This window comes from Paenibacillus pinistramenti (assembly GCF_005869875.1).
Taxonomy (GTDB): Bacteria; Bacillota; Bacilli; order Paenibacillales; family Paenibacillaceae; genus Fontibacillus; species Fontibacillus pinistramenti.
Window position 1 is genome coordinate 67,660 of record NZ_VAWG01000008.1, and the last position, 22,894, is coordinate 90,553.

General features: G+C 53.6%; 24 protein-coding genes. 20 read left to right on the plus strand and 4 right to left on the minus strand.

All coding sequences use genetic code 11. The annotated features are described in order from the left end of the window. Window positions 1–155: 155 nt before the first annotated feature. From FCN15_RS11250 to FCN15_RS11265, 4 genes are all read left to right on the plus strand, one after another. The gene (locus tag FCN15_RS11250) at window positions 156–449 is read left to right on the plus strand and encodes a thiamine-binding protein (RefSeq protein ID WP_138495111.1); all 294 of its coding nucleotides are present in this window, start codon (window positions 156–158) and stop codon (window positions 447–449) included. Further along, entirely contained in the window at window positions 446–1,222 is a 777-nt protein-coding gene (locus FCN15_RS11255) for an ABC transporter permease (protein ID WP_138495112.1), read from the plus strand. The genes FCN15_RS11250 and FCN15_RS11255 overlap by 4 nt, the downstream gene beginning before the upstream one ends. Before the next feature lie 92 nt (window positions 1,223–1,314). Then, a complete protein-coding gene (locus tag FCN15_RS11260) occupies window positions 1,315–2,178 on the plus strand; it encodes an ABC transporter ATP-binding protein (protein WP_138495113.1) in 864 nt (287 codons plus the stop codon). Beyond that, the gene (locus FCN15_RS11265) at window positions 2,175–2,954 is read left to right on the plus strand and encodes a TatD family hydrolase (RefSeq protein WP_138495114.1); all 780 of its coding nucleotides are present in this window, start codon (window positions 2,175–2,177) and stop codon (window positions 2,952–2,954) included. The genes FCN15_RS11260 and FCN15_RS11265 overlap by 4 nt, the downstream gene beginning before the upstream one ends. 103 nt (window positions 2,955–3,057) lie before the next feature. Here FCN15_RS11265 and FCN15_RS11270 read toward each other — a convergent pair whose 3' ends face one another. Further along, window positions 3,058–3,795, minus strand: a complete 738-nt coding sequence (locus FCN15_RS11270; RefSeq protein WP_420819570.1) for an AAA family ATPase — start codon at window positions 3,793–3,795, stop codon at window positions 3,058–3,060. A gap of 118 nt (window positions 3,796–3,913) precedes the next feature. Between FCN15_RS11270 and FCN15_RS11275 the strand changes: the two genes are divergently transcribed. The 7 genes from FCN15_RS11275 to FCN15_RS11305 all read left to right on the plus strand — a co-directional run bounded on the left by FCN15_RS11275 (window position 3,914) and on the right by FCN15_RS11305 (window position 9,717). Continuing rightward, window positions 3,914–4,354, plus strand: a complete 441-nt coding sequence (locus FCN15_RS11275; protein ID WP_162515347.1) for a MarR family winged helix-turn-helix transcriptional regulator — start codon at window positions 3,914–3,916, stop codon at window positions 4,352–4,354. Then, window positions 4,354–5,697, plus strand: coding sequence for a DHA2 family efflux MFS transporter permease subunit (locus tag FCN15_RS11280; RefSeq protein ID WP_138495117.1), 1,344 nt, complete (start codon window positions 4,354–4,356; stop codon window positions 5,695–5,697). The genes FCN15_RS11275 and FCN15_RS11280 overlap by 1 nt, the downstream gene beginning before the upstream one ends. 474 nt (window positions 5,698–6,171) lie before the next feature. Beyond that, window positions 6,172–6,804 (plus strand): TetR/AcrR family transcriptional regulator, encoded by a 633-nt coding sequence (locus FCN15_RS11285; protein ID WP_138495118.1) that lies wholly within the window; start codon window positions 6,172–6,174, stop codon window positions 6,802–6,804. A 46-nt stretch (window positions 6,805–6,850) separates the two neighbouring features. Then, window positions 6,851–7,753, plus strand: coding sequence for a substrate-binding periplasmic protein (locus FCN15_RS11290; RefSeq protein ID WP_138495119.1), 903 nt, complete (start codon window positions 6,851–6,853; stop codon window positions 7,751–7,753). A 90-nt stretch (window positions 7,754–7,843) separates the two neighbouring features. Then, complete coding sequence (locus tag FCN15_RS11295; protein WP_138495120.1) at window positions 7,844–8,488, plus strand: amino acid ABC transporter permease; 645 nt, start codon at window positions 7,844–7,846, stop codon at window positions 8,486–8,488. Between the two features lie 23 nt (window positions 8,489–8,511). After that, complete coding sequence (locus FCN15_RS11300; protein ID WP_138495191.1) at window positions 8,512–9,258, plus strand: amino acid ABC transporter ATP-binding protein; 747 nt, start codon at window positions 8,512–8,514, stop codon at window positions 9,256–9,258. 36 nt (window positions 9,259–9,294) lie between these two features. Further along, entirely contained in the window at window positions 9,295–9,717 is a 423-nt protein-coding gene (locus FCN15_RS11305; protein WP_138495192.1) for an OsmC family protein, read from the plus strand. A gap of 78 nt (window positions 9,718–9,795) precedes the next feature. On the opposite strand, the gene FCN15_RS11310 is transcribed toward FCN15_RS11305, so the two are convergent. Next, the gene (locus tag FCN15_RS11310) at window positions 9,796–10,218 is read right to left on the minus strand and encodes a hypothetical protein (protein WP_138495121.1); all 423 of its coding nucleotides are present in this window, start codon (window positions 10,216–10,218) and stop codon (window positions 9,796–9,798) included. Between the two features lie 145 nt (window positions 10,219–10,363). On the opposite strand from FCN15_RS11310, the gene FCN15_RS11315 reads away from it, so the two are divergent. After that, the gene (locus tag FCN15_RS11315) at window positions 10,364–12,223 is read left to right on the plus strand and encodes a cache domain-containing sensor histidine kinase (RefSeq protein WP_138495122.1); all 1,860 of its coding nucleotides are present in this window, start codon (window positions 10,364–10,366) and stop codon (window positions 12,221–12,223) included. A gap of 89 nt (window positions 12,224–12,312) precedes the next feature. Here the strand turns inward: FCN15_RS11315 and FCN15_RS11320 are convergent, their stop codons facing one another. Then, window positions 12,313–13,107: a (2Fe-2S)-binding protein gene (locus tag FCN15_RS11320; RefSeq protein WP_138495123.1), complete on the minus strand. Its 795-nt coding sequence runs from the start codon at window positions 13,105–13,107 to the stop codon at window positions 12,313–12,315. Between the two features lie 122 nt (window positions 13,108–13,229). Here FCN15_RS11320 and FCN15_RS11325 point away from each other — a divergent pair, with 122 nt between their 5' ends. From FCN15_RS11325 to FCN15_RS11355, 7 genes are all read left to right on the plus strand, one after another. Then, window positions 13,230–14,771 (plus strand): response regulator, encoded by a 1,542-nt coding sequence (locus tag FCN15_RS11325; protein ID WP_162515348.1) that lies wholly within the window; start codon window positions 13,230–13,232, stop codon window positions 14,769–14,771. A 192-nt stretch (window positions 14,772–14,963) separates the two neighbouring features. After that, window positions 14,964–15,842: a carbohydrate ABC transporter permease gene (locus tag FCN15_RS11330; protein ID WP_138495125.1), complete on the plus strand. Its 879-nt coding sequence runs from the start codon at window positions 14,964–14,966 to the stop codon at window positions 15,840–15,842. A gap of 2 nt (window positions 15,843–15,844) precedes the next feature. Next, window positions 15,845–16,672, plus strand: a complete 828-nt coding sequence (locus tag FCN15_RS11335) for a carbohydrate ABC transporter permease (RefSeq protein ID WP_138495126.1) — start codon at window positions 15,845–15,847, stop codon at window positions 16,670–16,672. 29 nt (window positions 16,673–16,701) lie between these two features. Beyond that, the gene (locus tag FCN15_RS11340; protein WP_138495127.1) at window positions 16,702–17,679 is read left to right on the plus strand and encodes a glycoside hydrolase family 113; all 978 of its coding nucleotides are present in this window, start codon (window positions 16,702–16,704) and stop codon (window positions 17,677–17,679) included. Continuing rightward, window positions 17,666–18,949 (plus strand): AGE family epimerase/isomerase, encoded by a 1,284-nt coding sequence (locus FCN15_RS11345; protein WP_420819569.1) that lies wholly within the window; start codon window positions 17,666–17,668, stop codon window positions 18,947–18,949. The genes FCN15_RS11340 and FCN15_RS11345 overlap by 14 nt, the downstream gene beginning before the upstream one ends. A 40-nt stretch (window positions 18,950–18,989) precedes the next feature. After that, entirely contained in the window at window positions 18,990–20,219 is a 1,230-nt protein-coding gene (locus FCN15_RS11350) for a glycoside hydrolase family 130 protein (RefSeq protein ID WP_138495128.1), read from the plus strand. A gap of 174 nt (window positions 20,220–20,393) precedes the next feature. Next, on the plus strand, window positions 20,394–21,689 hold the full coding sequence (locus FCN15_RS11355; RefSeq protein WP_238996635.1) for an ABC transporter substrate-binding protein: 1,296 nt from the start codon (window positions 20,394–20,396) through the stop codon (window positions 21,687–21,689). Window positions 21,690–21,843: 154 nt separating this feature from the next. On the opposite strand, the gene FCN15_RS11360 is transcribed toward FCN15_RS11355, so the two are convergent. Then, a complete protein-coding gene (locus tag FCN15_RS11360; RefSeq protein ID WP_138495130.1) occupies window positions 21,844–22,362 on the minus strand; it encodes a hypothetical protein in 519 nt (172 codons plus the stop codon). Between the two features lie 258 nt (window positions 22,363–22,620). Between FCN15_RS11360 and FCN15_RS11365 the strand changes: the two genes are divergently transcribed. Further along, entirely contained in the window at window positions 22,621–22,884 is a 264-nt protein-coding gene (locus tag FCN15_RS11365; protein ID WP_138495131.1) for a helix-turn-helix domain-containing protein, read from the plus strand. The last annotated feature ends 10 nt before the right edge of the window (window positions 22,885–22,894 follow it).

The following is a 22,894-nucleotide window of genomic DNA, read 5'->3' on the forward strand; positions in this document are numbered from 1 at the left end:
AACCTAATTCATATCAATTCTGCAATTACAAAAACAACAGCGGTCGTAAGACATTCGGATCGCAGCCATGAGAGGGCATAACTCCCCAGTTCTTTGCACCTAGCCAGGTCTCATTTGTCCCTTTTTTCACTCCACCCGAAAGCGAGGAACCCCCATTGGCAAACGCACTTTTGAGCATCCAAATCATTCCCAAAACGCCAAACGGCGAAGATGTCATTCCTTATGTCGACCGCGCGATTGAGGTCATTCAGACGTCCGGCGTCAAGCATCAGGTGAACGCGCTGGAGACGACGATGGAAGGCGAGCTCGCCGAGCTGCTGGACATCGTGCGCCGAATGAACGAGGCGGTGCATGAGTTTGGCAGCGGCAGCATCATCTCCCAGGTCAAAATTCTGTACAACCCGGATGGGGTCAGCATGGATAAGCTGACGGAGAAGTACCGCCCATGAATCCGGTAAGAGCCGTTTGGAAAAGCGTGTGGCCGCCCCTTGTGGCGGTCCTCTTCTTTTTGCTGGCGTGGGAGATGGCGGTAGATCTTTTTCAAGTGGAAAAATGGATTCTCCCCAGCCCCTCCGACATCGGGCAAGAGGCGGCCACCGGCGCTTCCGGCCTGTGGGACGATACGAAGGCGACGCTTCGGCTGACACTCGAGGGCTTTGCGGTCGGGTCGGTCTTCGGGCTGCTCGTAGCCGTGCTGCTGCACCGGATTCCCTTCATCAAATCTGCGCTGTATCCGCTGCTGATCCTGAGCCAGAACGTGCCCACGATTGCGCTTGGGCCGCTGCTGATGATCTGGTTTGGCTTTGGCATTCTGCCGAAGCTGATCCTCATTACGCTGGTCTGCTTCTTCCCGGTAGCGGTTGCCACGATGGACGGCCTGGCGCGGACGGATCATGTGATGCGGAATTACATGGAGATGGCGGGCGCGTCGAAGGGGCAGATTTTTCGCAAGCTGGAGTTCCCGTATGCGATTCCTTCCCTGCTGTCCGGCCTGAAAATCTCCGCAACATACAGCGTGATGGGCGCCATTATTTCGGAGTGGCTCGGTGCGGAGAAGGGCATCGGCTACTATATGAAAATGCAGAAATCCACGTTCCGCACGGACCGTGTGTTTGTGGCGATATTGATTATCGTGGCGATCAGCCTGGCGATGTTTGTCGCGGTTGCGGCTGTGGAGCGGCTGCTGTCCCGGTACAGCCCGCCCCGGAAGAGCGGGCGTTAAGGCCGAGGACATTAGAATGCCGGCGGCATTTGATTAAAGAAACGTCATGCGCTGAGATTGGGATAGATATTTGAAGAGAAGGAGGAGGAATAATGCCAGCAGAGGAGCATGAACGGATACACGGGAGCGGGGCAGACGCCGGCATTAGCGGCCAGCAGTCCGCTCGTCCCCTGGTCCTTGAGGTCGCAGGCTTGACCAAGACGTACCGCGAGGGGCAGAGTCCGGTGCAGGTGCTGGACGGCATCAACCTGTCCGTTGCTGAAGGCGAGTTCGTGTCGATCGTCGGGCCTTCCGGCAGCGGAAAAAGCACGCTGTTCCACCTCATCGGCGGACTCGCGGAGCCGGACGCGGGCCGCGTGCTGCTGCGCGGCCGGAACATTACCGGCCAGCGCGGGCACATCGCGTATGTCCCGCAGCAGCCGGCGCTGTTCCCCTGGCGCACCATCCAGGACAATGTAGCGCTGGGCATGGAGATCGCCGGCACGCCGCGCCGCGAAGCGCGGGAACAGACGCGCGAGTGGCTGCTCAAAGCCGGGCTTGGCGGCTATGAGCAGGCTTACCCGCACATGCTGTCCGGCGGGATGCAGCAGCGGGCGGCTTTCCTGCGGGGGCTGCTCAGCCCGCAGGAGCTGATGGCGCTGGACGAACCGTTCAGCGCCCTGGACGCTTTGACGCGCAGCGACATGCAGCACTGGCTGCTGGAGCTGTGGGAGAAGCACCGCCGCTCGGTGCTGTTCATTACGCACAGCATCGAGGAGGCGCTGCTGCTGTCGGACCGGATCATCCTGCTGTCCGGCCGTCCGGCCCGGGTGCTGCATGAGCTGACGGTCCCGTTTGCCCGGCCGCGCCGCCCGGAGATGGCGGAGGAGCCGGAATTTCTGCGTCTGCGCCGTGAGCTGACCGAACTGATGCGTGGGGAGCAGCGCAAGATGCAGGAAGGGGGCGCAGCGCGATGATCGACGCGCATATCCATCTGGAGCAGTACAGCGATGAGGACATCGCTGCCATGGCTGCGGAGGCGGAGAAGGACGGGATTCAGGGACTCGTGGCCGTGTCCATGAATCTGGAGTCGTGCCTCCGCACGGCGGAGCTGGCCGCCCGCTATCCGGCGCTGGTGAAGCCGGCCTACGGCTTTCACCCGGAGCAGCCGGTCCCGGCGGCCGCAGAGCTGGACCGGCTGCTGGCGTGGATCCGCCGGCACGCCGGGGCCATGACGGCCGTCGGCGAAATCGGCCTCCCGTATTACCTCCGCTCTGAGAAGGAGCAGGCGGGAGAGCATTTTGAGCTCCAGCCGTACATCGAGGTGCTGGAGCGGTTTCTGGCTTTGGCCGCAGAGCTGGACAAGCCGGTGGTACTGCATGCTGTGTACGAGGATGCGGAGGTGGTCTGTGGTCTGCTGGAGAAGCACCGGATCGAGCGGGCGCATTTTCACTGGTTTAAAGGGCCGGAGAAGACGGTCCGCCGCATGGCGGAGCGGGGATACTTTATTTCGTTTACACCCGACATCCTCTATGAGGAAGAGATCCGCGGGCTTGCACACATGTATCCGCCTGAGCTTGTGATGGCTGAAACGGACGGGCCCTGGCCGTTTGAAGGACCGTTCGAGGGACAGCCTACACATCCGCGCATGATTCACAGCGCAGCCCGGGCCTGGGCGGAGATTCACGGCTGGACGTATGAGGAAGCGTGTTTGCGGCTGGAAGCTAACACGCGGAGCTTTTACCGGATATAAATTAGGGAGAAGGGCGGGCTGCCTGCAGCCGGCCCGTTTTTCTTATGTCCGCTTTATTTTTTTCATCCGCTTCTGCCGCCTCTGCTTCTACTCCGGCTCCGCCTCATCCCTCAAATAAATGGCCAAGCATTTTGTCCTTGTTGTTCAGGAACTCTTTCATAATGACATAGTGGTCCGTTTTCTCTAGAGACCGGATTTCGATCCCCTCGCTGGAAAGGTTATAGATCACCGAATCCGGGTAGGCTATCAGGATGGGCGAATGGGTGGAGATAATAAACGGTGAGCCCTGCCGGACCAGCTCGTGAATCCGGGCGAGCATCGACATTTGCCGGAGCGGCGACAGGGCGGCCTCAGGCTCGTCCAGGATATATAAGCCCATCCCGCCAAAACGGTGCAGGAAGGTCGAGAAGAAGGACTCCCCGTGGGACTGCTCGTGCAGGGATTTTCCGCCGTAGGCTTGTTTAAGCGTGGGTCCGAATGAATATTCAAGATCAAGATCATCAATGGTTGACGCCAAATTATAATAGCTCTCAGCGCGGAAGAAGAAGCCGTCCTTCGGGCGGTAAGGACCTCTGACTAATTGAATATGCTCAAACAAGCTGGAGTGCGTTGACCGGGTCGAAAAAGTAAAGTTAATCGTCCCGCCCTCCGGATTAAATCCCCAGGCAACCGCAATGGCCTCCATCAGGGTGGACTTGCCCATCCCGTTATCCCCGACGATATAGGTCACTTTAGGATGAAAATCAAGCCTGCCCAGGTTCCGGACAATCCCCAGATTAAAAGGAGTGGCATCGCCCCAATAAGCTAACGGGCAGTTTAAGCTAATGAAAATAAATTTAATGAGATACAGAGAAAAAGGTCAACAGGTTGACTATTTCAACATAAGAAAGTATATTTGTTTTAGTCAATATATTGACTATTTTGGTCAATATATTGACTAGATAAGAAGGAGGATGGATATGGATCATATAAAAACAGACATTACCCTTGATTTTTTAAGGATTTCAAATCTGCTGAGCAGGTATGGCGCAAAGATGGTCGCCGATGTTGGACTTAGCAGCATACAGCAATGGGTTATCCTCAGCACAATCTCCAGAAAGGGTGAGATTTCTATTGGGGAACTAAAAAAAGAAACACTTGTCACCAAACAGAATATGACGGGTATGGTTAATCGTCTGCATCAATCTAACCTTGTAGCCTTAGCTCCAGATCCCGCGGATAAAAGAAGAACAATTGCAACATTAACTGAACATGGGCACCAGGTTTATGAGCAGTTAAAAGAGTCTCGCTATGATTTTAATGCTCAAGCCTATCAAATATACGACGACCAAGAAATTCATACCTTAAGTCTCTTGCTTGGACGGCTCGTAGAGCATTTAAAAGAGGATGATGAAAACTAATGAAGAATAAATACTTGATTCTACTGATCGTTGTTATAGGAGCTTTTGTAGGGAATCTTGAAGCCGTTTTGCCTAATACAGCTGTAAACGTTATTGCTAATAGCCTTGGGGCATCTGTCAATAATTCAATTTGGATTCTTACAATATATACTTTGTTATTTGCGACTTTCATGCCTCTAGCAAGTAAGATTGGTGCGATTATTGGAAATCGTAATCTATACATCTGGAGTTTGATATTATTTTCTGTCTTCTCATTTCTTTGTGGGATTACAAATAGCCTAGTGTTGCTTATTATCTTTAGAGGACTTCAAGGTATTGCAATCTCTGCTTGTCTTCCTTGTGCTATGGTTATTATTTCGCATCATTTTCAAGCGCAGGAACGTGGAAAGGCTATGGGTATTCTAGGAATGGTAGTAGCTAGTTCAACTGCTATTGGTGCTCCTCTGGGAGGGATTCTGACAGATTATTTAGGCTGGCATTCCATTTTTTATATCGTAGCTCCTCTTTCTATTTTAGCTTTCTTATCAACGTTGTTTGTCATACCTAAAGAGGATAAATCAACAGGGAAGACATCGTTTGATTTCTATGGAGCCATTTTCTTCTCCTCATTTATGATATTCCTAATGCTCCTTATTTCAGCTGCAAGCAAATCCGGAGTCTTTTCTGTATCGAATGGAATTTTCGCAGTACTAACTATTGTCTCTTTTATTGCATTTATTGTAGTGGAAAAGCGTGTTAAATCGCCTTTTATACCGCTGCAGTTATTTCAAAATGTATCGTTTAACAGCATTTCGATAAGTAGGGCTCTTCAAATGGCCATGTTGTACGGTTCTCTATTCCTTATACCGTTGTATTGGAGTGAGATTTATAATCATAGTCCCAAAGAGACCGGCTTAGCACTATTCTTGCTGCCTATTACTATCATGATTGTCTCGCCAATTGTAGGTAATTATATTGATCGGTTGGGAAGCAAGTTGTTTATGGTACTCGGAATGATATTTACATCTCTAGGCGCTCTCGGGTTGGTGATATTTTCAGGGGATATCTGGAGTGTAAGCATGACAATTGATTTAGTGATATTAGGTATAGGATTTGCAATGATGCAATCTTCTGCAATGGCTGCCGTTACTCTGGTTTTACCTAAAGAACAACTCAATGTCGGAGTCGGGATATTTAATATGCTAACTTTTGCAGGAGGAACCATAGGGTTGTCCCTATTTAGTTCATTAGTGGAGTACACTGGATTTAGAGGAGAATTCATTATTATGTTATTTGCAGGTTTATTGGGACTTCTAGTTTCGTTGAAAGCAAAAGTATCTGTAAAAACGGAATCTCATTCATAAAAAACCTTATATAAAGTTAATACAAGAATATGAAAGTAAGAGCTGGGCAGCTAGTTTACAAGTCGTTATTGTATACTGCCCTAATAAGAAATGCTTAATTAAGATAAAGCAGTGAAGTCAAATTGAATTTTCCATTAACCTATCGGAGACGTTAGTTCAATGAAACAGCGACAGTCTGGGACTTTATTTTCTCGTCCTTGGCTGTCGCTGTTTCAATTTCTACGGGCAGTCTAAAATTCATTTTATGAAGTCTGACGGTATTACTTTCTAGAATCCGCATGAAATAAGGACACCCAGTCTAAAACTTTATTTTCTTCCGACAACCATTCTCCCCCGCCTTTCATCTAACCATAAGAAGCCCCCAAATCCTGAATAATAAGAAGGACAAAGGTAAAGGCTTGACAATATCATAGAAACCCGATAGGATTTAAACCGTAATCGACTGACTAGTCAATCGAGTGGGGTGGAAAGCAAGTGGACGCAGAGAAGGATACCCAAATCAGCAGCGAGCGCAGAAGGCATATCCTGCAGATTGCTCTCAGGCGGTTCGCGAAGGACGGCTATCATGCAACCAAAATATCAGATATTGTCGCCGAGGCCGGTGTGGCGCAGGGGACATTCTACTGGTATTTCAAGAGCAAGGAAGCGATCGCTCTGGAAATTGTAAAGGAAGGCCGCGATCAGCTGCTTGGCCTGATTGCCCAAGGCTACCGGCGCGAGGCAGGAACGGTGCCGGATATGGTGCAGGCCTCTGAAGCTATGCTGGGCAGGCTGTTCCAGTTCGCTGAGGATAACCGCTATCTCATGGAGCTGTTTCTCGGCGGAGGCGGGACAAGCGAGCCCGTCCGCAAAGCGATTGGGGAGACCCGCGGGGCCATGGAGCACGCCTTTCTCCAGAACATCCGGAGAGCGATCGAGCTCGGCATGCTGCCGGCTCCAATTGATGCCGAATTCCGCGCGGGCCTGATCATGAGCTTAATTGAGGGTGTTATTTCGCGCTGGCTGTTTGGCTTTGGTCCTCCGGACAGCGGAATTGCTTCCAAAACGGCCGGCGAGCTGGCTGCCGAGACAGCCCGGTTTGAATTCTTCGGTCTGCTTGGCGTATAACGCCGCTATTATTCAAAAATCATAAAGAGATAGAGGAGAGAACATCATGCTTAAGAACAAAACTTCCCGGAAGCCGGTCTTCCTGACTTTATCGGCATTGCTGCTTGTTGTCCTGGCACTTGCAGGATGCGGATCAAACAATAACAATGCGGAGAATGCTGCAAGCACGGCGCCTTCAAATGCTTCTTCGGACAGCGCGGGCGCAAGCAGCAGCGACAGCAGCGCCGACAACCTGCTGAACCAGATCAAGCAGGCCGGCGTGATGAAGGTAGGCCTTATGGGCACTTATGCGCCTTACAACTTCCTGAACGATGACAAGGAAATCGACGGCTTTGACGCGGATATTGCCAAAGAAATCGGTAAACGCCTGGGCGTTGAAGTAGAGTTTGCTGCGCAGGAATTCTCCGGTCTGATTCCAAGCCTGCAGGCAGGCAAAATCGACGCCATCATCAGCCAGGTGACGATTACGGATGAACGCAAGCAGCAGATTGATTTTTCCCAGCCTTATATTACAAATGAAGTGAAAGTCATCGTTAAGGAAGACAACAATTCGATTACCAAGCTGGAGGATTTCAAAGGGAAAAATATCGGGGTAGGCCTCGGCACCAACGACGAATCCTACCTGCGCAATGAAGTGCTGCCGAAGGTCGGCAATTTCACGATCAAGACGTATGACGATGTCATCACCTCCCTCCAGGATTTGAACGCAGGCCGCATTGACGCCACCATCAACAACATGTACGCTTTGAAGCCAATCGTCGATAAGAACGGCTTCAAGATCAAAGCGGTAGGCGAAGCGATCAAATCCGACCAGGCAGGGGTTGCCGTACGAAAGGACAATCCGGAGTTCCTGGCCGCTATTGACCAGGCGCTGACCGATATGAAGTCGGACGGAACGTATAACACGATCTTCAAAAAATGGTTCGGCGAAGAGCCGCCGGCAGAGTAAGAATTGAACAGACAAAGGCCATGGAGAATGCTCATTCTGCTCATGGCCTTGTCTTCTTAAACAAGGAAGCAAAAGGGGATTCAAACGACTATGAACCTTTTATGGGAGAACGTGCCTTTCTTGCTTAAAGGCGCTTATTATACGCTGCTGGTTACGGTTGTGTCGATGTTTTTCGGCCTGATTATCGGCCTGGTGGTCGCAATTGCCCGCCTGAAGGGAAACAAGCCGATCCGCTGGCTGGCCCGCGCTTATGTCTCGATCATCAGGGGTACGCCTCTGCTTGTTCAGATTTTTATTGTTTATTACGGGCTTGTTGATTACGGGGTGACGCTCGGCCCGCTGACCGCCGCTTATGTGGCGTTAAGCATTAACGTAGGCGCTTATCTGTCCGAAACGTTCCGAGGCGCGATCCAGTCGATCGCCAAGGGACAGACGGAAGCCGCCTATGCGACAGGCATGACGCCGTGGCAGACGATGCGGCGCATCATTCTGCCGCAGGCCGCCCGCATCGCCATTGCGCCGATGGGCAACACGTTTATCGGCATGCTCAAAGAGACGGCGCTGGTGTCGGCCATTACCGTAACCGAGCTGCTGCGGTCCGCGCAGCTGCTGATCGCCCAGTATTATGTCTATATGCCTTTCTTCCTTGGAATCGCCGCTATGTACTGGGTAATGAGCACTGTGTTCTCGTTCATTCTGGAACGCATCGAGAAGCGGCTGTCCAGGGTTTATTAGGCCGGAGGTGAACGAATAAGATGATGATTCAAACAACCGGGCTGTCCAAGTCCTTCAACGGTTTAGAGGTGTTAAGAAGCATTGACCTGCAGGTGGCGCCCAAGGAGATTGTGGTGCTGCTCGGTCCGAGCGGTTCCGGAAAAAGCACGCTGCTCCGCTGCCTGAACGGGCTCGAGGAGCTGGACGGCGGATCGCTCGAGGTGAACGGCGTGCAGGTGGATGCCGCGATGCCGGCCAGAAAGAAGCAGGCGAATTTCCGGGAGATCCGCCGTCATACCGGGATGGTTTTTCAGCAGTTTAACCTGTATCCCCACAAGACGGCGCTGGGCAATGTCATTGAGTCGCTGCTGACCGTCAAGAAGATGAAGAAGGAGGAAGCGGCGGCTATCGGCGAGCGGCTGCTGAACCGGGTCGGCCTGCTTGCCAAGAAGGACGAGTACCCGTCCCGGCTGTCCGGCGGGCAGCAGCAGCGGGTGGCGATCGCCCGCGCGCTGGCGATGGAGCCGGCCATTATGCTGTTCGACGAGCCGACCTCCGCGCTGGACCCCGAGCTGGTGGGCGAGGTGCTGGAGGTGATGCGCCAGCTGGCGAAGGAGGGGATGACGATGGTCATCGTCACCCACGAGATGAAGTTCGCGCGCCAGGTGGCGAACCGGATCGTCTTTATGGACGGCGGCGTCATTGTGGAGGAGCAGTCGCCGGAGATCTTTTTCCAGAATCCGGAGTCGGAGAGAGCGAGAAAGTTCATCCGGCAGCTGCAGGAGCATTAAGAGGGTCTGATATAAATGAGAAAGCAGGGATACGACATGAAGGTTATGACAACTTGGAATGGAAAGAGATTGTTTACATCGGTAGGAGACTCCGGGTACCAGATCGGGATGGACGCGACACCGAAATACGGCGGCGACGGCAAAGGCGCTACGCCGATGGAGCTGCTGCTGGCCGGGCTGGCCGGCTGTATCGGAATTGACGTAACGATGATCCTGGATCAGTTTCTGGGCTCCATCAAATCGCTTGAGATCGAGGCGGACGGCGCCAGAAAAGAGCAGAACCCAACGGGATTCACCGCTATTCAGCTGACCTTCCGCGTCGAAGGCGACATTCCGGATTACCGGATCTGGAAAGCGATCGAGATGGGCAAAGAGAAATACTGCGCCGTGTCCGATTCCCTGAAAGCAGACATCAGCTACAAAGTCGTGCTGAACGGTGTCGAAGTGACGAAGCCTTAATGGCCGGATACTCTGGCCTAATTCAGTTTAGAAACCGTAAGCCGCCTTCATGGCGGTTTGCGGTTAATCTCCTATAATCTAAACTATAGTAGCGCTGTATCCGGTTTGCTTGCCTTTCTTAACTGCCTCAATATAGCCGTCAAAATAATAGGGGATATCATCTTCTTTACCGTTCTGGATGCGGCCTTTAACTTTATCGAATGCAAATATTGAAATGGAATATTCCGGCTCGCCGGTAACTAAAACAGGCTGGTCTCTATCTTGTACCCAAAAGTACCGGCCGCCATAATTCCTTCTGGCCACTTCAAAGATGTAACTTCCCGCCATAGACGAAGCAGAATCTAATGCATGGTTATCTAGTTTATAATTACCTAACTCTTCGAGAAGATCGTCCAGCTTTCGTAGACTTTGAATACTAAAATCAAAATTGCCTCTATCAGAAAAATTTGCCGCAAAGCTCTCCGCTGTTGAAATGATGTCTTGTTCTAATCGACTACTCATAAACTCCACGCTCCTGAATTAGTTTTATCATTCTAACCTCCTATGACAAATTTTCTCCTTTATTCTACCAAGACTTGGCCCTTATAATGAAACCGCACTCATTTCTCTACATTACTCATTTCTCTACATTCAAGGGGGCCGACTGATGAAAGGCTGGAAGTTGAGGCTGGGGACCAGGTATTCTCAAGCCTTAAACCGGATGGAGACGAAGCTGCTGATCGTCTTTTTGTTTCTGATTATTTTACCGATCGGGGTGCTGAGCTATCTGTCGGCTCTCCGTTATTCAAGCTCGATTGAAAATACGACCGTCAGCTACGCCTCCCAGCTGTCTGACCAGATGATGACCAAGCTGGACGACTATATGGAGGATATGAAGAAGATTTCGATTATCCCGTCTTACCTGGGGGAGATCAAGACCGGTCTCAAAATGTCCAACAGCCATTATCAGGGACAGAGCGAGGCACTCAGCGGCACGCCCAGCATTCTGCCCGGTGATCAGCAGTGGGCGATTGATATCCAGAAGAAGATCGGGAACAGCATTTATTTTCTGAATAATGTCAAAAGCGGCACCAATACCGTCTATCTGTTCGACCGGTTTGGACATGTCTACTACGCCTCCAAAAGCTTGTACATCCGCTCGGATCTAAGCACAGTTTACCCGGAGTGGAAAAAGCTTGCCGATGCGGCGAACGGCACCCCGGTGCTGGTCAGCACCCAGGAGGTTACGCAGACGGCCAATACAAAGCGCTACGTCTTTACTGTAGTCCGGGCGATTATCGATCCGGATAATTACGAGCCGCTCGGCATGATCGCGGTAGACGCCAACATCGGCGTTATCGAGAATATCGTCAAGGACCTGGACCAGGTCACAGCAGGCACCACACTGATTATCGACGACAGCGGCAGGGTGATCTACGACAGCGAGAAGAAATATCTGGCCCAAAGCATGCCGCGCAGCGATTTGACCCGGCGGATGTCCGGAGAGCAGGGGAGCTTTAAAGGAGAGGTCGACGGGGAGCAGGCCGTAACGATCTACAAACAGTCCTCCCGGACGGGCTGGAAGGTGCTCATCACCATACCCGAGCAGCACCTGATGGAAGACGCGGTGCAGACCCGGAATCTGACGATTGTCACGGCCATTATCATTATGAGCTTTGCCCTGCTCATTTCCTTGGTTATGGTGTTTGCGCTGACCCGTCCGCTGCGCTCCTTAACCCGGCTGATGAAAGAGGTCCAGAAGGGCAACCTCGACGTTGTTTTTCCGGTGATCCGGCGTGATGAGGCAGGCGTTGTCGGAAATGCGTTCAACCGGATGCTGCTCCGGCTGAAGGCGCTGATCCAGGATATTTACGAGGTAGAGCAGCGTAAGAAGGAAGCAGAGCTTGAGGCGCTGCAGCTGCAGATTAACCCGCATTTTATATACAACACGCTGGAGTCCATCCGCATGACTGCGGTAATCCATGATGATATTGAGGTCGGGGATATGACCCAGCTGCTGGGCAAGCTGCTCCGCTACAGCTTCCAGTCCGGCGGCACCGAGGTTGTGCCGATTGAGAAGGAATGGGAGCATTTGCGCATCTACGTCGAGCTGCTCAATTACCGCTACGGCAACCGGTTTGAGCTGATCCTGCCGGACCCGGAGGAAACGGCGGGCATGAGCGTCATGAAGCTGCTGTTCCAGCCGATCGTGGAGAATGCCGTCTACCACGGGCTTCAGGAGTCGAATGAGAACATGGTGATCCGGATCGAACACAGCCGGGAGGGCAAGGATCTCGACCATGTGTTCCGCATTATCGATAACGGCAGCGGCATGAGCGAGGATACCCTCTATGAGCTGAGGCAGTCGCTGCGCAGCACCCGCTACGATTATCCGGCCGGAAGGGGGATCGGGCTGCGGAATGTACATGAGCGAATCAGGCTCCGGTACGGGGAGGCTTACGGACTGAGCCTGCAGAGCAGTGAAGGGACCGGCACCGTAGTAACGGTAACGCTGAGAAACCAGTAGCCGCTCTTAGAAAAAGAAAACCGGTTCCGCCCCTGTCCCAGGGGAGGGAACCGGCCTCAGGCCGGCTGCCCCGCCGCGAGCCGGCTGGCTTATTTTCCCGCTTCGGCAAGCATGGCCTGCCTTCGGACTTCCCGCTCTGCGGGCGTCAATTGCGGGCAGGTGTAGCACCTGCTTCCGCCCGCGCGGCGGTCATACATGCAGCAGGAGGACTGGATCAGCCACTTTTCCCCCGGATTCAGCGGGCTCTCCACATATCTTGGCGGGTGGTGATATGGATTTCTTCTCCGGCGGAACAACTCCGGCGCCATTTCCTTGAGCTGCCGGCTGTCCTGCATAAAGCGTTCCACGACCTCCTGTCGCGGCTCGTTTGCGGCCAGGAAGTCGATAACAAAGTTCAGCTGTCCGCCGAACTGCTGCCAGATGGCATCAGGCTTCAGCCCGGCTGCCCCGGCAATCTTCTCAATCGCGGGAGTGATAAACATCCCGAAATAGCGCTCCCAATGGCGGGCCAGATAAGAAGAGCGCTCCCCGGCCGGAATCTCGTCCGAACGGACCTCCTTAATCTTGTAGCCGAAATAGGCGTAATCTCCGGGTTTCTCTACCTGATAGACCAGATTGTCCGGCTGCAGATCGATCAGCCTGTCGTACTGGGCGGCGAACAGCAGCTGAATTAAGGTCAGCCTGCAGAGCGAGGTTCCGACGAAAGAAGCCGGAAGCTCCAGGGATAGAGCCTGTACCTGCTGCCCGTAAGAGCTCAGCATTTCGCGGAGCGGCTGGTCCTCGAACATCCGGACGGCCGGCTGCTCGTAAAGAGGCTGGCCGGCTCCTTCCGGCGACACATGATAGTACATTTTGGCGAAAGTAAAGTCGAAATACGGTTCCATTCGCGCCTCTCTCCTCCTCTATGCTGGATGGCAGGTTTACAAGTGATTATACTGGAAAACAGACATGTTGATTAAATATTCCCCCAAATTTCTTATTCTCCCGCAGGATGGAGGCGAACCCCTTGGTTATTCATATAGCTGTGGTAGACGATGAGGAAAGAATCAGACAGGGCCTCGCGAAGCTGATCGAACTGACCGGAAGCGACTTCAAGGTTTCAGGTACATTCGCAAGCGCGCAGGAGCTGCTTGACCGGCTGGGTACTTTTCCGCTGGATTTCCTGATTACGGATATAAAAATGCCCCAGATGGACGGTCTGCAGCTCATCGAGCAGCTCCGCAGGCGAAGCCCGGGCACCAGGCTTGCGATTCTGAGCGGCTTTAACGATTTCGTGTTCGCCCGCCAGGCGATCAGGTACGGCGTAGAAGATTACCTGCTTAAACCGGTGGACCAGAAAGAGCTCACCGAGCTGCTGAACCGGATCAGGGACGCAGTTGAGCAGGACAAGGCCCGCCAGGAGGTGTCGGCCAGGGAGCGCATCCGGCTGCTGCTTGGCATGAATGCCCTGCATCTCCGGGAGCCCGTGGCCCAGGAGGCGCTCCTCCGTCTGGAGGAAACGGAGGAGCTGCATGACCGGTATGCTGTATTTCTGCTCCGTTCGGAGACGGATTTGTCGCGGGACGGCCTGATGCGTTTTACCCCCGTTTGGAAAAGAAGCTGCCGCCTCATCGAGTGGGAGCCCGGGCAGACGCTGATCATCGCCGCGGTGAATCCCGGCGAGCAGGAGCGGACGGTGCGGGAGCTGGGGGACTCGCTGCTTCAGTACTTGCCGCAGCATCATACCGTCCGGCTTGGCGTCAGCTGCATTCAAACCGGAGCCGGCGGGCTCCGCGCCGCCTACGAGGAAGCCCGGGCCGGCCTGCAGTACAGCTGGTATGAACGGAGCATTAAGGCGGTGACCATGGCTGAAGGGCTGAAACGCTCCAAAACGGCGGCGGACAGCCCGCATATTTACAAGCAGATTGACAAGAATCTGCGTCCGGCGCTGGAGCTGCTTGATGCGGAGCGGATCAGGGACATCCTGACCCAGTGGCTGCGCGAGGTTGAGGCGCAGCGTCCAGGCTGGCAGGAGCTCACCGAGGCGTGCTCGGTCCTGTTCGAGCTGCTGCGCAGCGACCAGAGCGAAGCGGATCACCCGGCAGCATCTGCGGCAGGCCCGGCTTCCGGAGGTGCCGGAGCGCAGCTGTTTATTCCGGCCGCCTATCCTCACTGGGAGGCATTCTCGGCCGCGCTGCTTGCCCGGACCGAAGAGCTGCTGCGGCTTCTGAAGGAGAACCGGCAGGAGAACCGGGCGGTGGAGACGGTCAAGGTCTTCATCCAGCAGCACTATAAGGAGGAGCTGGAGCTGTCGAGGCTGGCGGATGCGGTTTACCTGACGCCCAGCTATTTGAGCAAGCTGTTTAGAACGGAGACCGGGGAGACGATTACCGACTACATCATCTCCGTCCGGATTGAGCGGGCGAAGGAGCTCCTCCTGAAAGAGCCGGGGCTCAAGACGTACGAGGTCGGGGAGCAGGTGGGCTATGCCGACCCGGCTTATTTTAACAAGGTATTTAAGAAGATGGCCGGCTGCACGCCCAAGGAGTACCGGGAGCGGGCACGGTAGCGATGAAGGCGAAACCTGCGCTGCGTGCGCGGGTTTCTTTTTTCATTAGGAGGAGTTTTTCACATCAAACCCAATTCAAGACAAGGAAAACAAACACAGTCCATTAACAGGCCAATCGGCCTCCCGCTATAATGTAAGCGATTACTAAAGTGTGTACTGCTGTAACCATCAATGCAGAAAGCGGGGGTGTCTATGTTCAATTTAAGCTACAAGGCGCAGCGCTATTTGATCTTATTCGGTTTTCTGACGATACCGGTTGTGCTGTCGCTGATGTTCTCTTATTATCCGGCCTTTTCCTTGCTGTACTACAGCTTCACTGACTGGACCGGTCTGGGCTGGGAAATGCACTGGGTCGGCTTCGCCAATTACAAAGAGGTGTTTACCCGTCCGGAAATCTTCAGCGTGTTTGAACACAACGCCTATTATTTCGTCGGCGGCCTGATCCAGACCGCAGTGGCCCTGTTCTTCGCGGTCATCCTGACCGGCAAATTGAAAGGGCGGAACGTCTTCCGCGCGATGCTGTTTCTGCCTTACGTGCTCCACAGCGTAGCGATCGTCATTATGTTCAAAAATGTTTACCACTCCGAATACGGTTCCCTGAACCTGTTCCTGCAGTCGATCGGGCTGGGAAGCTGGCAGCAGGAATGGCTGGGCAATCCGCATCTGGTCAACGTTTCACTCGCTTTTATCTCGGTATGGAAGTTCTTCGGCTTAAGCATGGTCATCTTCATCGGCGCTCTGCAGTCCATTCCGGCTGACCTGTATGAAGCGGCCAAAATCGACGGGGCCTCCGGCTGGCAGGCGTTCCGGTTCATCACCGTTCCGAGCATCCGCTCCGTCATTGAAATGATGATGATCCTTACGTTAACCGGTGCTTTGGAAGCGTTTGATATTCCTTATATTATGATGCTTGGCGCAAACGGCACCGACACCTTTGTCTCGAAGACGGTCGATATGGCGTTTAAATTCCAGCAGGCGGGACTGGCTTCCGCAATGGCCGTTGTGCTGCTTCTGATCGTCATGTTCTTTATCTTCATCCAGCGCAAGCTGCTGTTTAGAGGGGGAGAGTAAAGATGGCTAACGAAAATAAACTCTGGAAGGTCTGCAAGTACCTGCTTCTGCTGGTCGCGCTGTTTGTCGTCTTTTTCCCAATTTACTCCGTGCTTATCGGCGCGTTCAAAACCCAGGTGGAATACTACCAGTCCGGCCTCCGGCTGCCGCATAACTGGTTTGACTTCTCCAACTTCCGCAAGGTATTCAAGGTCGGCAAGCTGGGGCTCGGCTTTAAAAATATCTCCATCATCCTGGTTGCTTCCATTGCCGGCAACGTCGTGCTGGGCACCATGGTCGCTTATGCGCTGGGCCGCTTTGATTTCAAGCTGAAAAAGCCGATCATCGGCATGTACCTGGTCGCCCAGATCATCCCGATGATTACAACACAGGTTGCGACTTTCAGCGTGATCAAGTTTATCGGCGCTTACAACCACATGTCCGCTCCGATCCTGCTCTATCTCGGAGCTGACGTGCTGCAAATCGTTATTTATCTGCAGTTCGTCAACAACATTCCGCGGGATCTGGACGAAAGCGCCATGATCGAAGGAGCTTCGCTGTTCCGGATTTACCGCAGCATTATTTTTCCGCTGCTGGCTCCGGCGACGGCTACGCTTATCATTTTGAAGACCATCTCGATCTATAACGACTTCTATACACCGTATCTTTATATGCCAAGTCCGAAGCTGCGGGTGGTTTCGACGGCGATTTACTCCTTTGTCGGGCCTAACGCCGCACAGCTGAACGTGATTTCAGCCGGCATCCTGGTCATCTTTATTCCAACCGTTATTATCTTCCTTGTCCTGCAGCGGTATATTTTTGCGGGAGTAACGAGCGGAGCGGTGAAATAAATAAATTTTCAATAAAAGGGAGTGAGCTTATGGTTACAAGCAGCAAGGAGCCTTGGCAGGATTGGGCTGCGGGGATGACCTGGGGCTGGACGGGGGTGCGCGGCACCTGGAATACACCGGAGGCCGAATTCTCCATGGAGGAGATGGCGAAGCTCGGCGTGAACTGGACGGCAATCGCTTTGTCCGCTCTGCAGGAGACGGCTCAGTCGACGGAAATTCCGTTTGAGGAAGCGCCGACAGTGACGGACGCGGAGGTGCGCTGGGCGATCCGGAAGGCCAAATCGCTGGGGCTGAAGGTGTGCCTGAAGCCGGTGGTCAATGTCCGGAACGGCACCTGGCGGGCGCATATTGCCTTCTTCGACCATGAGGTGCCGGGCGAGCCGAGCTGGCGGGAGTGGTTCCAGTCCTACGGCCGGTTCATCAGGCATTATGCCGCAATCGCCGAGGAGGAGGGCTGCGAGATGCTCTGCATCGGCTGCGAAATGGTGCAGACCGACAAGCGGGAAGACGAATGGCGGGCGCTGATCGCCGAGGTGCGGGACATTTACAGCGGGCTGATCACCTACAACTGCGACAAGTATCAGGAAGGACATGTCAGCTGGTGGGATGATGTCGACCTGATCTCCTCCAGCGGATACTATCCGCTTGGGGAATGGGAGCAGGAGCTGGACCGGATCGAAGGTGTCCTGAACAAGTGGCAGAAGCCGTTCTTCTTCATGGAGGCCGGATGCCCGAGCCGGGAGAACTCGCCAAGCCGTCCAAACGACTGGTCGATGGCCGGCGCACCGTCCGAAGAAGCGCAGAAGCGGTATTACGAGGACATGTTCGCCGCCTGCGCGAAGCGAAAATGGGTGCAGGGCTTTATGCTGTGGGATTGGCCGGCCAAACTTTATGATGCGGCGGAAGCGGCGGAGAACGATGATTACTGCATGTACGGCAAGAGCGCAGCTGACGTGATCCGTGAGCATTATGCGCAGCAGGTGTCGGCTTTGAATGCTTCGAACTGAACGGGAAGGGGAGAGGGAATTGAACGAGATGAAGAGGAGCCTGGCGGAGCTGGACCAGTGGAGCAGCGAGCTGAAGGATGAGCTGGTGAACAACATTTTGGCCTACTGGATGGAGCGTACCGTGGATGAGAAGCATTTCGGGTTTGTCGGCGAGATTACGAGCCGCGGCGAAATCCGGCCGGAGGCGGACAAAGGGCTGGTGCTGCACGCCCGGATCCTGTGGACGTTTGCGGCGGCCTTCAGGGAGTGCAAGGACGAACGTTATCTGCAGATGGCACAGCGGGCCTATGAGACCCTGCGCGAATCCTTCCGCGACCCGGAATACGGCGGCCTGTACTGGATGATAGATGCCGCCGGCGCGCCGGTTCAGGACAAGAAGCAGGTCTACGGTCAGGCCTTTGTCATCTACGCCTTGGCGGAATATGTCCGCGCGGACGGCGCAGGAAGCAGTGAGAGCCAGGAAGCGCTGGACTGGGCGGTGGAGCTGTACCGTCTGCTGGAGCGCTATGCTTACGATCCCGTCCATCTCGGCTACGTGGAGGCCTTGGCCCGGGATTGGAGCGAGACCGACGATCTGTCGCTGAGCGGCAAAGATCTGAATGAGCGGAAGTCCATGAACACGCATCTGCACGTCCTTGAAGCCTATACCAACCTGTACCGGGTGTTCCCGGCGGAGGGGCTGGGCGGCAGGCTGCGGGAGCTGATCGAGGTCCATCTGGATAAGATCATCGACCCTGACACGTCCCACTTCCGTCTGTTCTTCGACGACGAGTGGAACTCCAAGTCGCCGGACGTTTCCTACGGCCACGATATTGAAGGCAGCTGGCTGTTGTGTGAAGCCGCCGAGGTGCTGGGCGATGAGACGCTGGAGACTCGTGTGAACGAGGCGGCGCAGGCGATGGCAGAGGCGACACTGGATGAGGGCACCGACAGCGACGGAGGGATTTTTAACGAGTATGACGGCGCTCATCTGGACGACTCCAAGGACTGGTGGCCGCAGGCCGAAGCGATGGTCGGCTACCTGAACGCTTATCAGCTGACAGGAGAGGAGGCCTTTTTGCAGGCAGCGCGCAGCAGCTGGTCCTTTATCACCCGCTTTGTCAGCGACCGTGAAGGCGGCGAGTGGCACTGGCAGGTCCGGCGCGACGGAACGCCCGTCATTTCGGACGGCCAGCCGAAGGCCGGCGCCTGGAAATGCCCGTACCATAACAGCCGCGCGTGCATGGAGGCTTTGAACCGGATTCAAGCGATCAAGCGCAAGGCGGACTAACAACACACTTTCAAAGTACCACATTTGAGGAGGAGAACGAATGAGCGAATGGATGAACAAGCTCCGCCGGCTGGCGGAGGAGCAGGAGGCTTTGATCACGCGCAGCAACCCGGCGGTTCCGGGCGGGAACGGGATTTTCAGCAGACATGAGTATCCGGTAATCACCAGCGCACATGCGCCGCTATATTGGCGGTATGACCTGGACCCGGAGCGGAATCCGCTGCTGCTTGAGCGGCTGGGCGTGAACGCAGCCTTTAACCCGGGAGCGATTGAGCTGGACGGAAAGTTTTACTTGATGGTGCGGGTGGAAGGAGCGGACCGGAAATCCTTTTTCGCTGTGGCAGAGAGTGATTCACCGGCGGAAGGGTTCCGCTTCTGGGACTACCCGGTGGCGCTGCCAGAAACGGACGATCCGGACATCAATGTGTATGATATGCGCCTGGTGAAGCACGAGGACGGCTATATCTACGGGCTGTTCTGCACGGAGCGCAAGGACCCGGATGCCCCTCCGGGAGACACGTCCAGCGCGGTTGCGCAGGCCGGCATTGTCCGGACGAAGGATCTGAAATCGTGGGAGCGGCTGCCTGACCTGAAATCCTCCTCTCCGCAGCAGCGCAACGTCGTCCTGCATCCGGAGTTTGTGGACGGCAAATATGCGTTCTATACCCGCCCGCAGGACGGATTTATTGACACAGGCGGTGGCGGCGGCATCGGCTGGGGCCTGTCGGACAGCATGAACCCGGCTGTGATTGATCACGAGACGATTATTGATGCGAAGGAATACCACACGATCAAGGAAGTCAAGAACGGCCAGGGACCTGCGCCGATTAAGACGGCTGAAGGCTGGCTGCATATCGCGCACGGCGTCCGGAATACAGCGGCGGGTCTGCGGTATGTGATTTACGCCTTTATGACTGATCTGGAGCAGCCGGAACGCGTCACCTATGCGCCGGGCGGTTATCTGATCGCACCTGAAGGGGAGGAACGGGTCGGCGACGTGTCGAATGTCGTATTTTGCAATGGAGTGATTGCCAGGGACAGCGGCGAGGTGTACATTTATTATGCTTCTTCCGACACAAGAGTGCATGCTGCATCAACGACGATCAGCCAGCTGATTGACTATGTGAAAAATACCCCGGCCGATCCGCTCCGCTCCCGGGCCTGTGTGGACCAGCGCAGCGAGCTGATTGCCCGCAACCTGGAGCGGATGCAGGCGCCGGAGCTTGCGTTTCTGAAGCGCAGCGGTGCTATTTTGCAGAACCACAATTAATGACAAGAAAAACAAATCCAGAACCTGTTGTTAAATCCCAATATCCTTATAATCAGTAAATGTAAGCGATAACAGTAAGCGCTGTCACGAATGGCGCCGAAACAGAAACACCAAATAATTGTATGGGGGTTGAGTTTGGTGAAGAAGATTTCACTCGCAGTCATTTCTCTCTTTATGGCTTCAACATTGCTGTCGGCCTGCGGCGGGGGCAACAATAACAATTCGGCTTCCTCTGCGGACAGCAGCGGGAATGCGGGCACGGCATCCGCGTCGACGGATACAGCGGCATCCACAGACACAAGCAAAACCTTAAGCGGCAAAATCAAAGTGCTGACCCACCGCACGGACCTCGTGAACGACGGCACCATGGACAAATACGCTGCGAAGTTCAAAGAGAAATATCCGGATGCAGAAATCGAGTTTGAAGGATTAACCAACTATGCGACTGACATCAAGGTTCGTTTGACAACCGGCGAAGCGGGCGACGTCAACATGATTCCTTCCGCTATGGCGACAAGCGAGATGCCGAAATATTACGAAGCGTTGCCAGACGACATGTTCGATAACGTTTATTTTGCAGATTATGACGCTTATGAGGGCAAACGCTACGGCATCGTGACCGGCGTGAACACGCAGGGCATTGTTTATAACAAACAGGCCTTCCAGAAAGCCGGCATCGACAAGACTCCAGCCACGCTGGATGAGCTGTATGCAGATGCACAGAAACTGAAAGACGCAGGCATCATTCCGCTGTACATGAACTACGGCGCACAGTGGCCGATGGGCAACTGGGGTGAGAACTCCTACACTTATGTAGCCGGCGACGCCAAATGGACGGACACGCTGATCTCCAAAGACGATCCATTCCAGGTGGACGGCCCTTGGGGCAAGCTGATCAACATCGCCCGCACCTTCGTGGAAAAAGGCTGGGTTGAGAAAGACCTCTCCACCAACAACTGGGAAATGTCCAAAGGTGAAGTGGCTTCCGGCAAAGCGGCTATGTACTTCCTCGGCAACTGGGTAATCCCGCAGGTTGCAGCAGCAGGCGCAAGCTCCGACGACATCGGCTTCTTCCCACTGCCATATGACAACAGCGGCAAATACAACGCACCGCTCGGCGGCGACTACTTTATCGGCGTAAGCAAAGACAGCAAGAACAAAGAGCTTGCCATCGCATGGGTGAACTTCTTCGTTAAGGAATCCGGCTATGACACCGACTCCGGCTTTATGCCAATCGACAAGACCAAAGAGCCGCAAGTGGCTCAGCTGGCTGAATTCAAAGCCTCCAATCCTACGTTTATTGAAGCTGTAGCAGTGGACCCTCGCTTTAACGAAATCGCCAACAAAGCCGAGATTGCCCTGGGCACAGGCAGCGTTGATCAGGATCTGGTAACGGCCAAGGACCTGAACAAAGCGTTCGACGATCTGAACAAGAAGTGGGCGAAAGCAAGAAAAGAGCTGGGATACTAAGCTTAAACACCAAGACCCTCCATTCCCGCGGAAAAAGCATGCTGAAGAACTTCCGGCTAAAGCCGGAGGTTCTTTGTTGATTGTCGAAGATCTCCGGCTAAAGCCGGAGGTTCTTTGTTGATTGTCGAAGATCTCCGGCTAAAGCCGGAGGTTCTTAGGTTTCTAGCAGCTTAGATCGCGGAGAAACTTTGAACCAATTATCAGAACCGATTTGTCCTAAGATCTGTTCCTTATCGGTAGTATTCTGGAAAGCCTCATTATATTTAAACTCTTTGATATAATCAGTCCCCTCTGAATCAGTAATGTACATATAGTACTCAGCGGTTGTCGTTCCGTCCATTTCATAATCATACTGAAATACATAAATACGATCGATTTTCTCTGCTGAAGGAAGTATAGTAGGCGAATTACCTTCCTTCCAGTCACTCACATGCTTTAATATAGCTTCATCACTCTGAACCGAGATTAGCTCTGGCTGCGGTTTTTTTGAGCCCGGATTATAAATTGATATATAAACCGTAGTTGGAAACGACTGAGTGTCAGTTAAACTTGCTTTGCTTTCTGGTAAATTCGCAGGCGTACTTGCAGCTTGGCTTTGGTTCTTAACCTCTGAACAAGCAGTTAATGTTGAAACTAAAATAGATGCAAGTAGTATAAATTTGGACACTTTCATAACATAACCCCTAATAATGATTGGGAAAATATATACCATAACTATTTATTATTACCATTTTAGTGAATTATACCATGAAGGCGTGCCATGTTCTTCATAAAGTTAAAACATCCTCTTCTTGCGACTTGTTTGTCTGTTGTAATATTAGCGCCGCAAAAGGCCGCTGCTGCACCAAGCGCTGCTCCTAGTGCCTCATCCGAGATCGTAGTTGGAGAAATGGGTAATTAACCATAACGACTACGACTCGGAGGGATTGTTATGAATTTGTACGTGCGTGAATTGACGAACGAAGAAGGTAATCGACTTTTGCATTTGGCTCGTAGAGGGACAGATCCGGTCGAGGTTCGTCGTGCTTTACTCATTCTCGCTTCCACTCAAAAAATGAAGGTGCCGGAAATCAGCAGTCTCTATCATATTTCTGGTGAACATATCCGTAAGACAATTCGTCGTTTCAACACGGAGGGGCTAGATTCGCTTAAACCAAACTATGGCGGAGGTCGACCACCCACATTCACCGTGTAACAACGGGAGG

Bases quoted from the DNA above. Each gene is read 5' to 3' on its own strand.
- FCN15_RS11255 (WP_138495112.1), top strand. From the start codon at position 446: ATGAATCCGGTAAGAGCCGTTTGGAAAAGCGTGTGGCCGCCCCTTGTG.
- FCN15_RS11260 (WP_138495113.1), top strand. From the start codon at position 1,315: ATGCCAGCAGAGGAGCATGAACGGATACACGGGAGCGGGGCAGACGCC.
- FCN15_RS11265 (WP_138495114.1), top strand. From the start codon at position 2,175: ATGATCGACGCGCATATCCATCTGGAGCAGTACAGCGATGAGGACATC.
- FCN15_RS11275 (WP_162515347.1), top strand. From the start codon at position 3,914: ATGGATCATATAAAAACAGACATTACCCTTGATTTTTTAAGGATTTCA.
- FCN15_RS11280 (WP_138495117.1), top strand. From the start codon at position 4,354: ATGAAGAATAAATACTTGATTCTACTGATCGTTGTTATAGGAGCTTTT.
- FCN15_RS11290 (WP_138495119.1), top strand. From the start codon at position 6,851: ATGCTTAAGAACAAAACTTCCCGGAAGCCGGTCTTCCTGACTTTATCG.
- FCN15_RS11295 (WP_138495120.1), top strand. From the start codon at position 7,844: ATGAACCTTTTATGGGAGAACGTGCCTTTCTTGCTTAAAGGCGCTTAT.
- FCN15_RS11300 (WP_138495191.1), top strand. From the start codon at position 8,512: ATGATTCAAACAACCGGGCTGTCCAAGTCCTTCAACGGTTTAGAGGTG.
- FCN15_RS11305 (WP_138495192.1), top strand. From the start codon at position 9,295: ATGAAGGTTATGACAACTTGGAATGGAAAGAGATTGTTTACATCGGTA.
- FCN15_RS11310 (WP_138495121.1), bottom strand. From the start codon at position 10,218: ATGAGTAGTCGATTAGAACAAGACATCATTTCAACAGCGGAGAGCTTT.
- FCN15_RS11315 (WP_138495122.1), top strand. From the start codon at position 10,364: ATGAAAGGCTGGAAGTTGAGGCTGGGGACCAGGTATTCTCAAGCCTTA.
- FCN15_RS11320 (WP_138495123.1), bottom strand. From the start codon at position 13,107: ATGGAACCGTATTTCGACTTTACTTTCGCCAAAATGTACTATCATGTG.
- FCN15_RS11330 (WP_138495125.1), top strand. From the start codon at position 14,964: ATGTTCAATTTAAGCTACAAGGCGCAGCGCTATTTGATCTTATTCGGT.
- FCN15_RS11335 (WP_138495126.1), top strand. From the start codon at position 15,845: ATGGCTAACGAAAATAAACTCTGGAAGGTCTGCAAGTACCTGCTTCTG.
- FCN15_RS11340 (WP_138495127.1), top strand. From the start codon at position 16,702: ATGGTTACAAGCAGCAAGGAGCCTTGGCAGGATTGGGCTGCGGGGATG.
- FCN15_RS11345 (WP_420819569.1), top strand. From the start codon at position 17,666: ATGCTTCGAACTGAACGGGAAGGGGAGAGGGAATTGAACGAGATGAAG.
- FCN15_RS11350 (WP_138495128.1), top strand. From the start codon at position 18,990: ATGAGCGAATGGATGAACAAGCTCCGCCGGCTGGCGGAGGAGCAGGAG.
- FCN15_RS11355 (WP_238996635.1), top strand. From the start codon at position 20,394: ATGGCTTCAACATTGCTGTCGGCCTGCGGCGGGGGCAACAATAACAAT.
- FCN15_RS11360 (WP_138495130.1), bottom strand. From the start codon at position 22,362: ATGAAAGTGTCCAAATTTATACTACTTGCATCTATTTTAGTTTCAACA.
- FCN15_RS11365 (WP_138495131.1), top strand. From the start codon at position 22,621: ATGAATTTGTACGTGCGTGAATTGACGAACGAAGAAGGTAATCGACTT.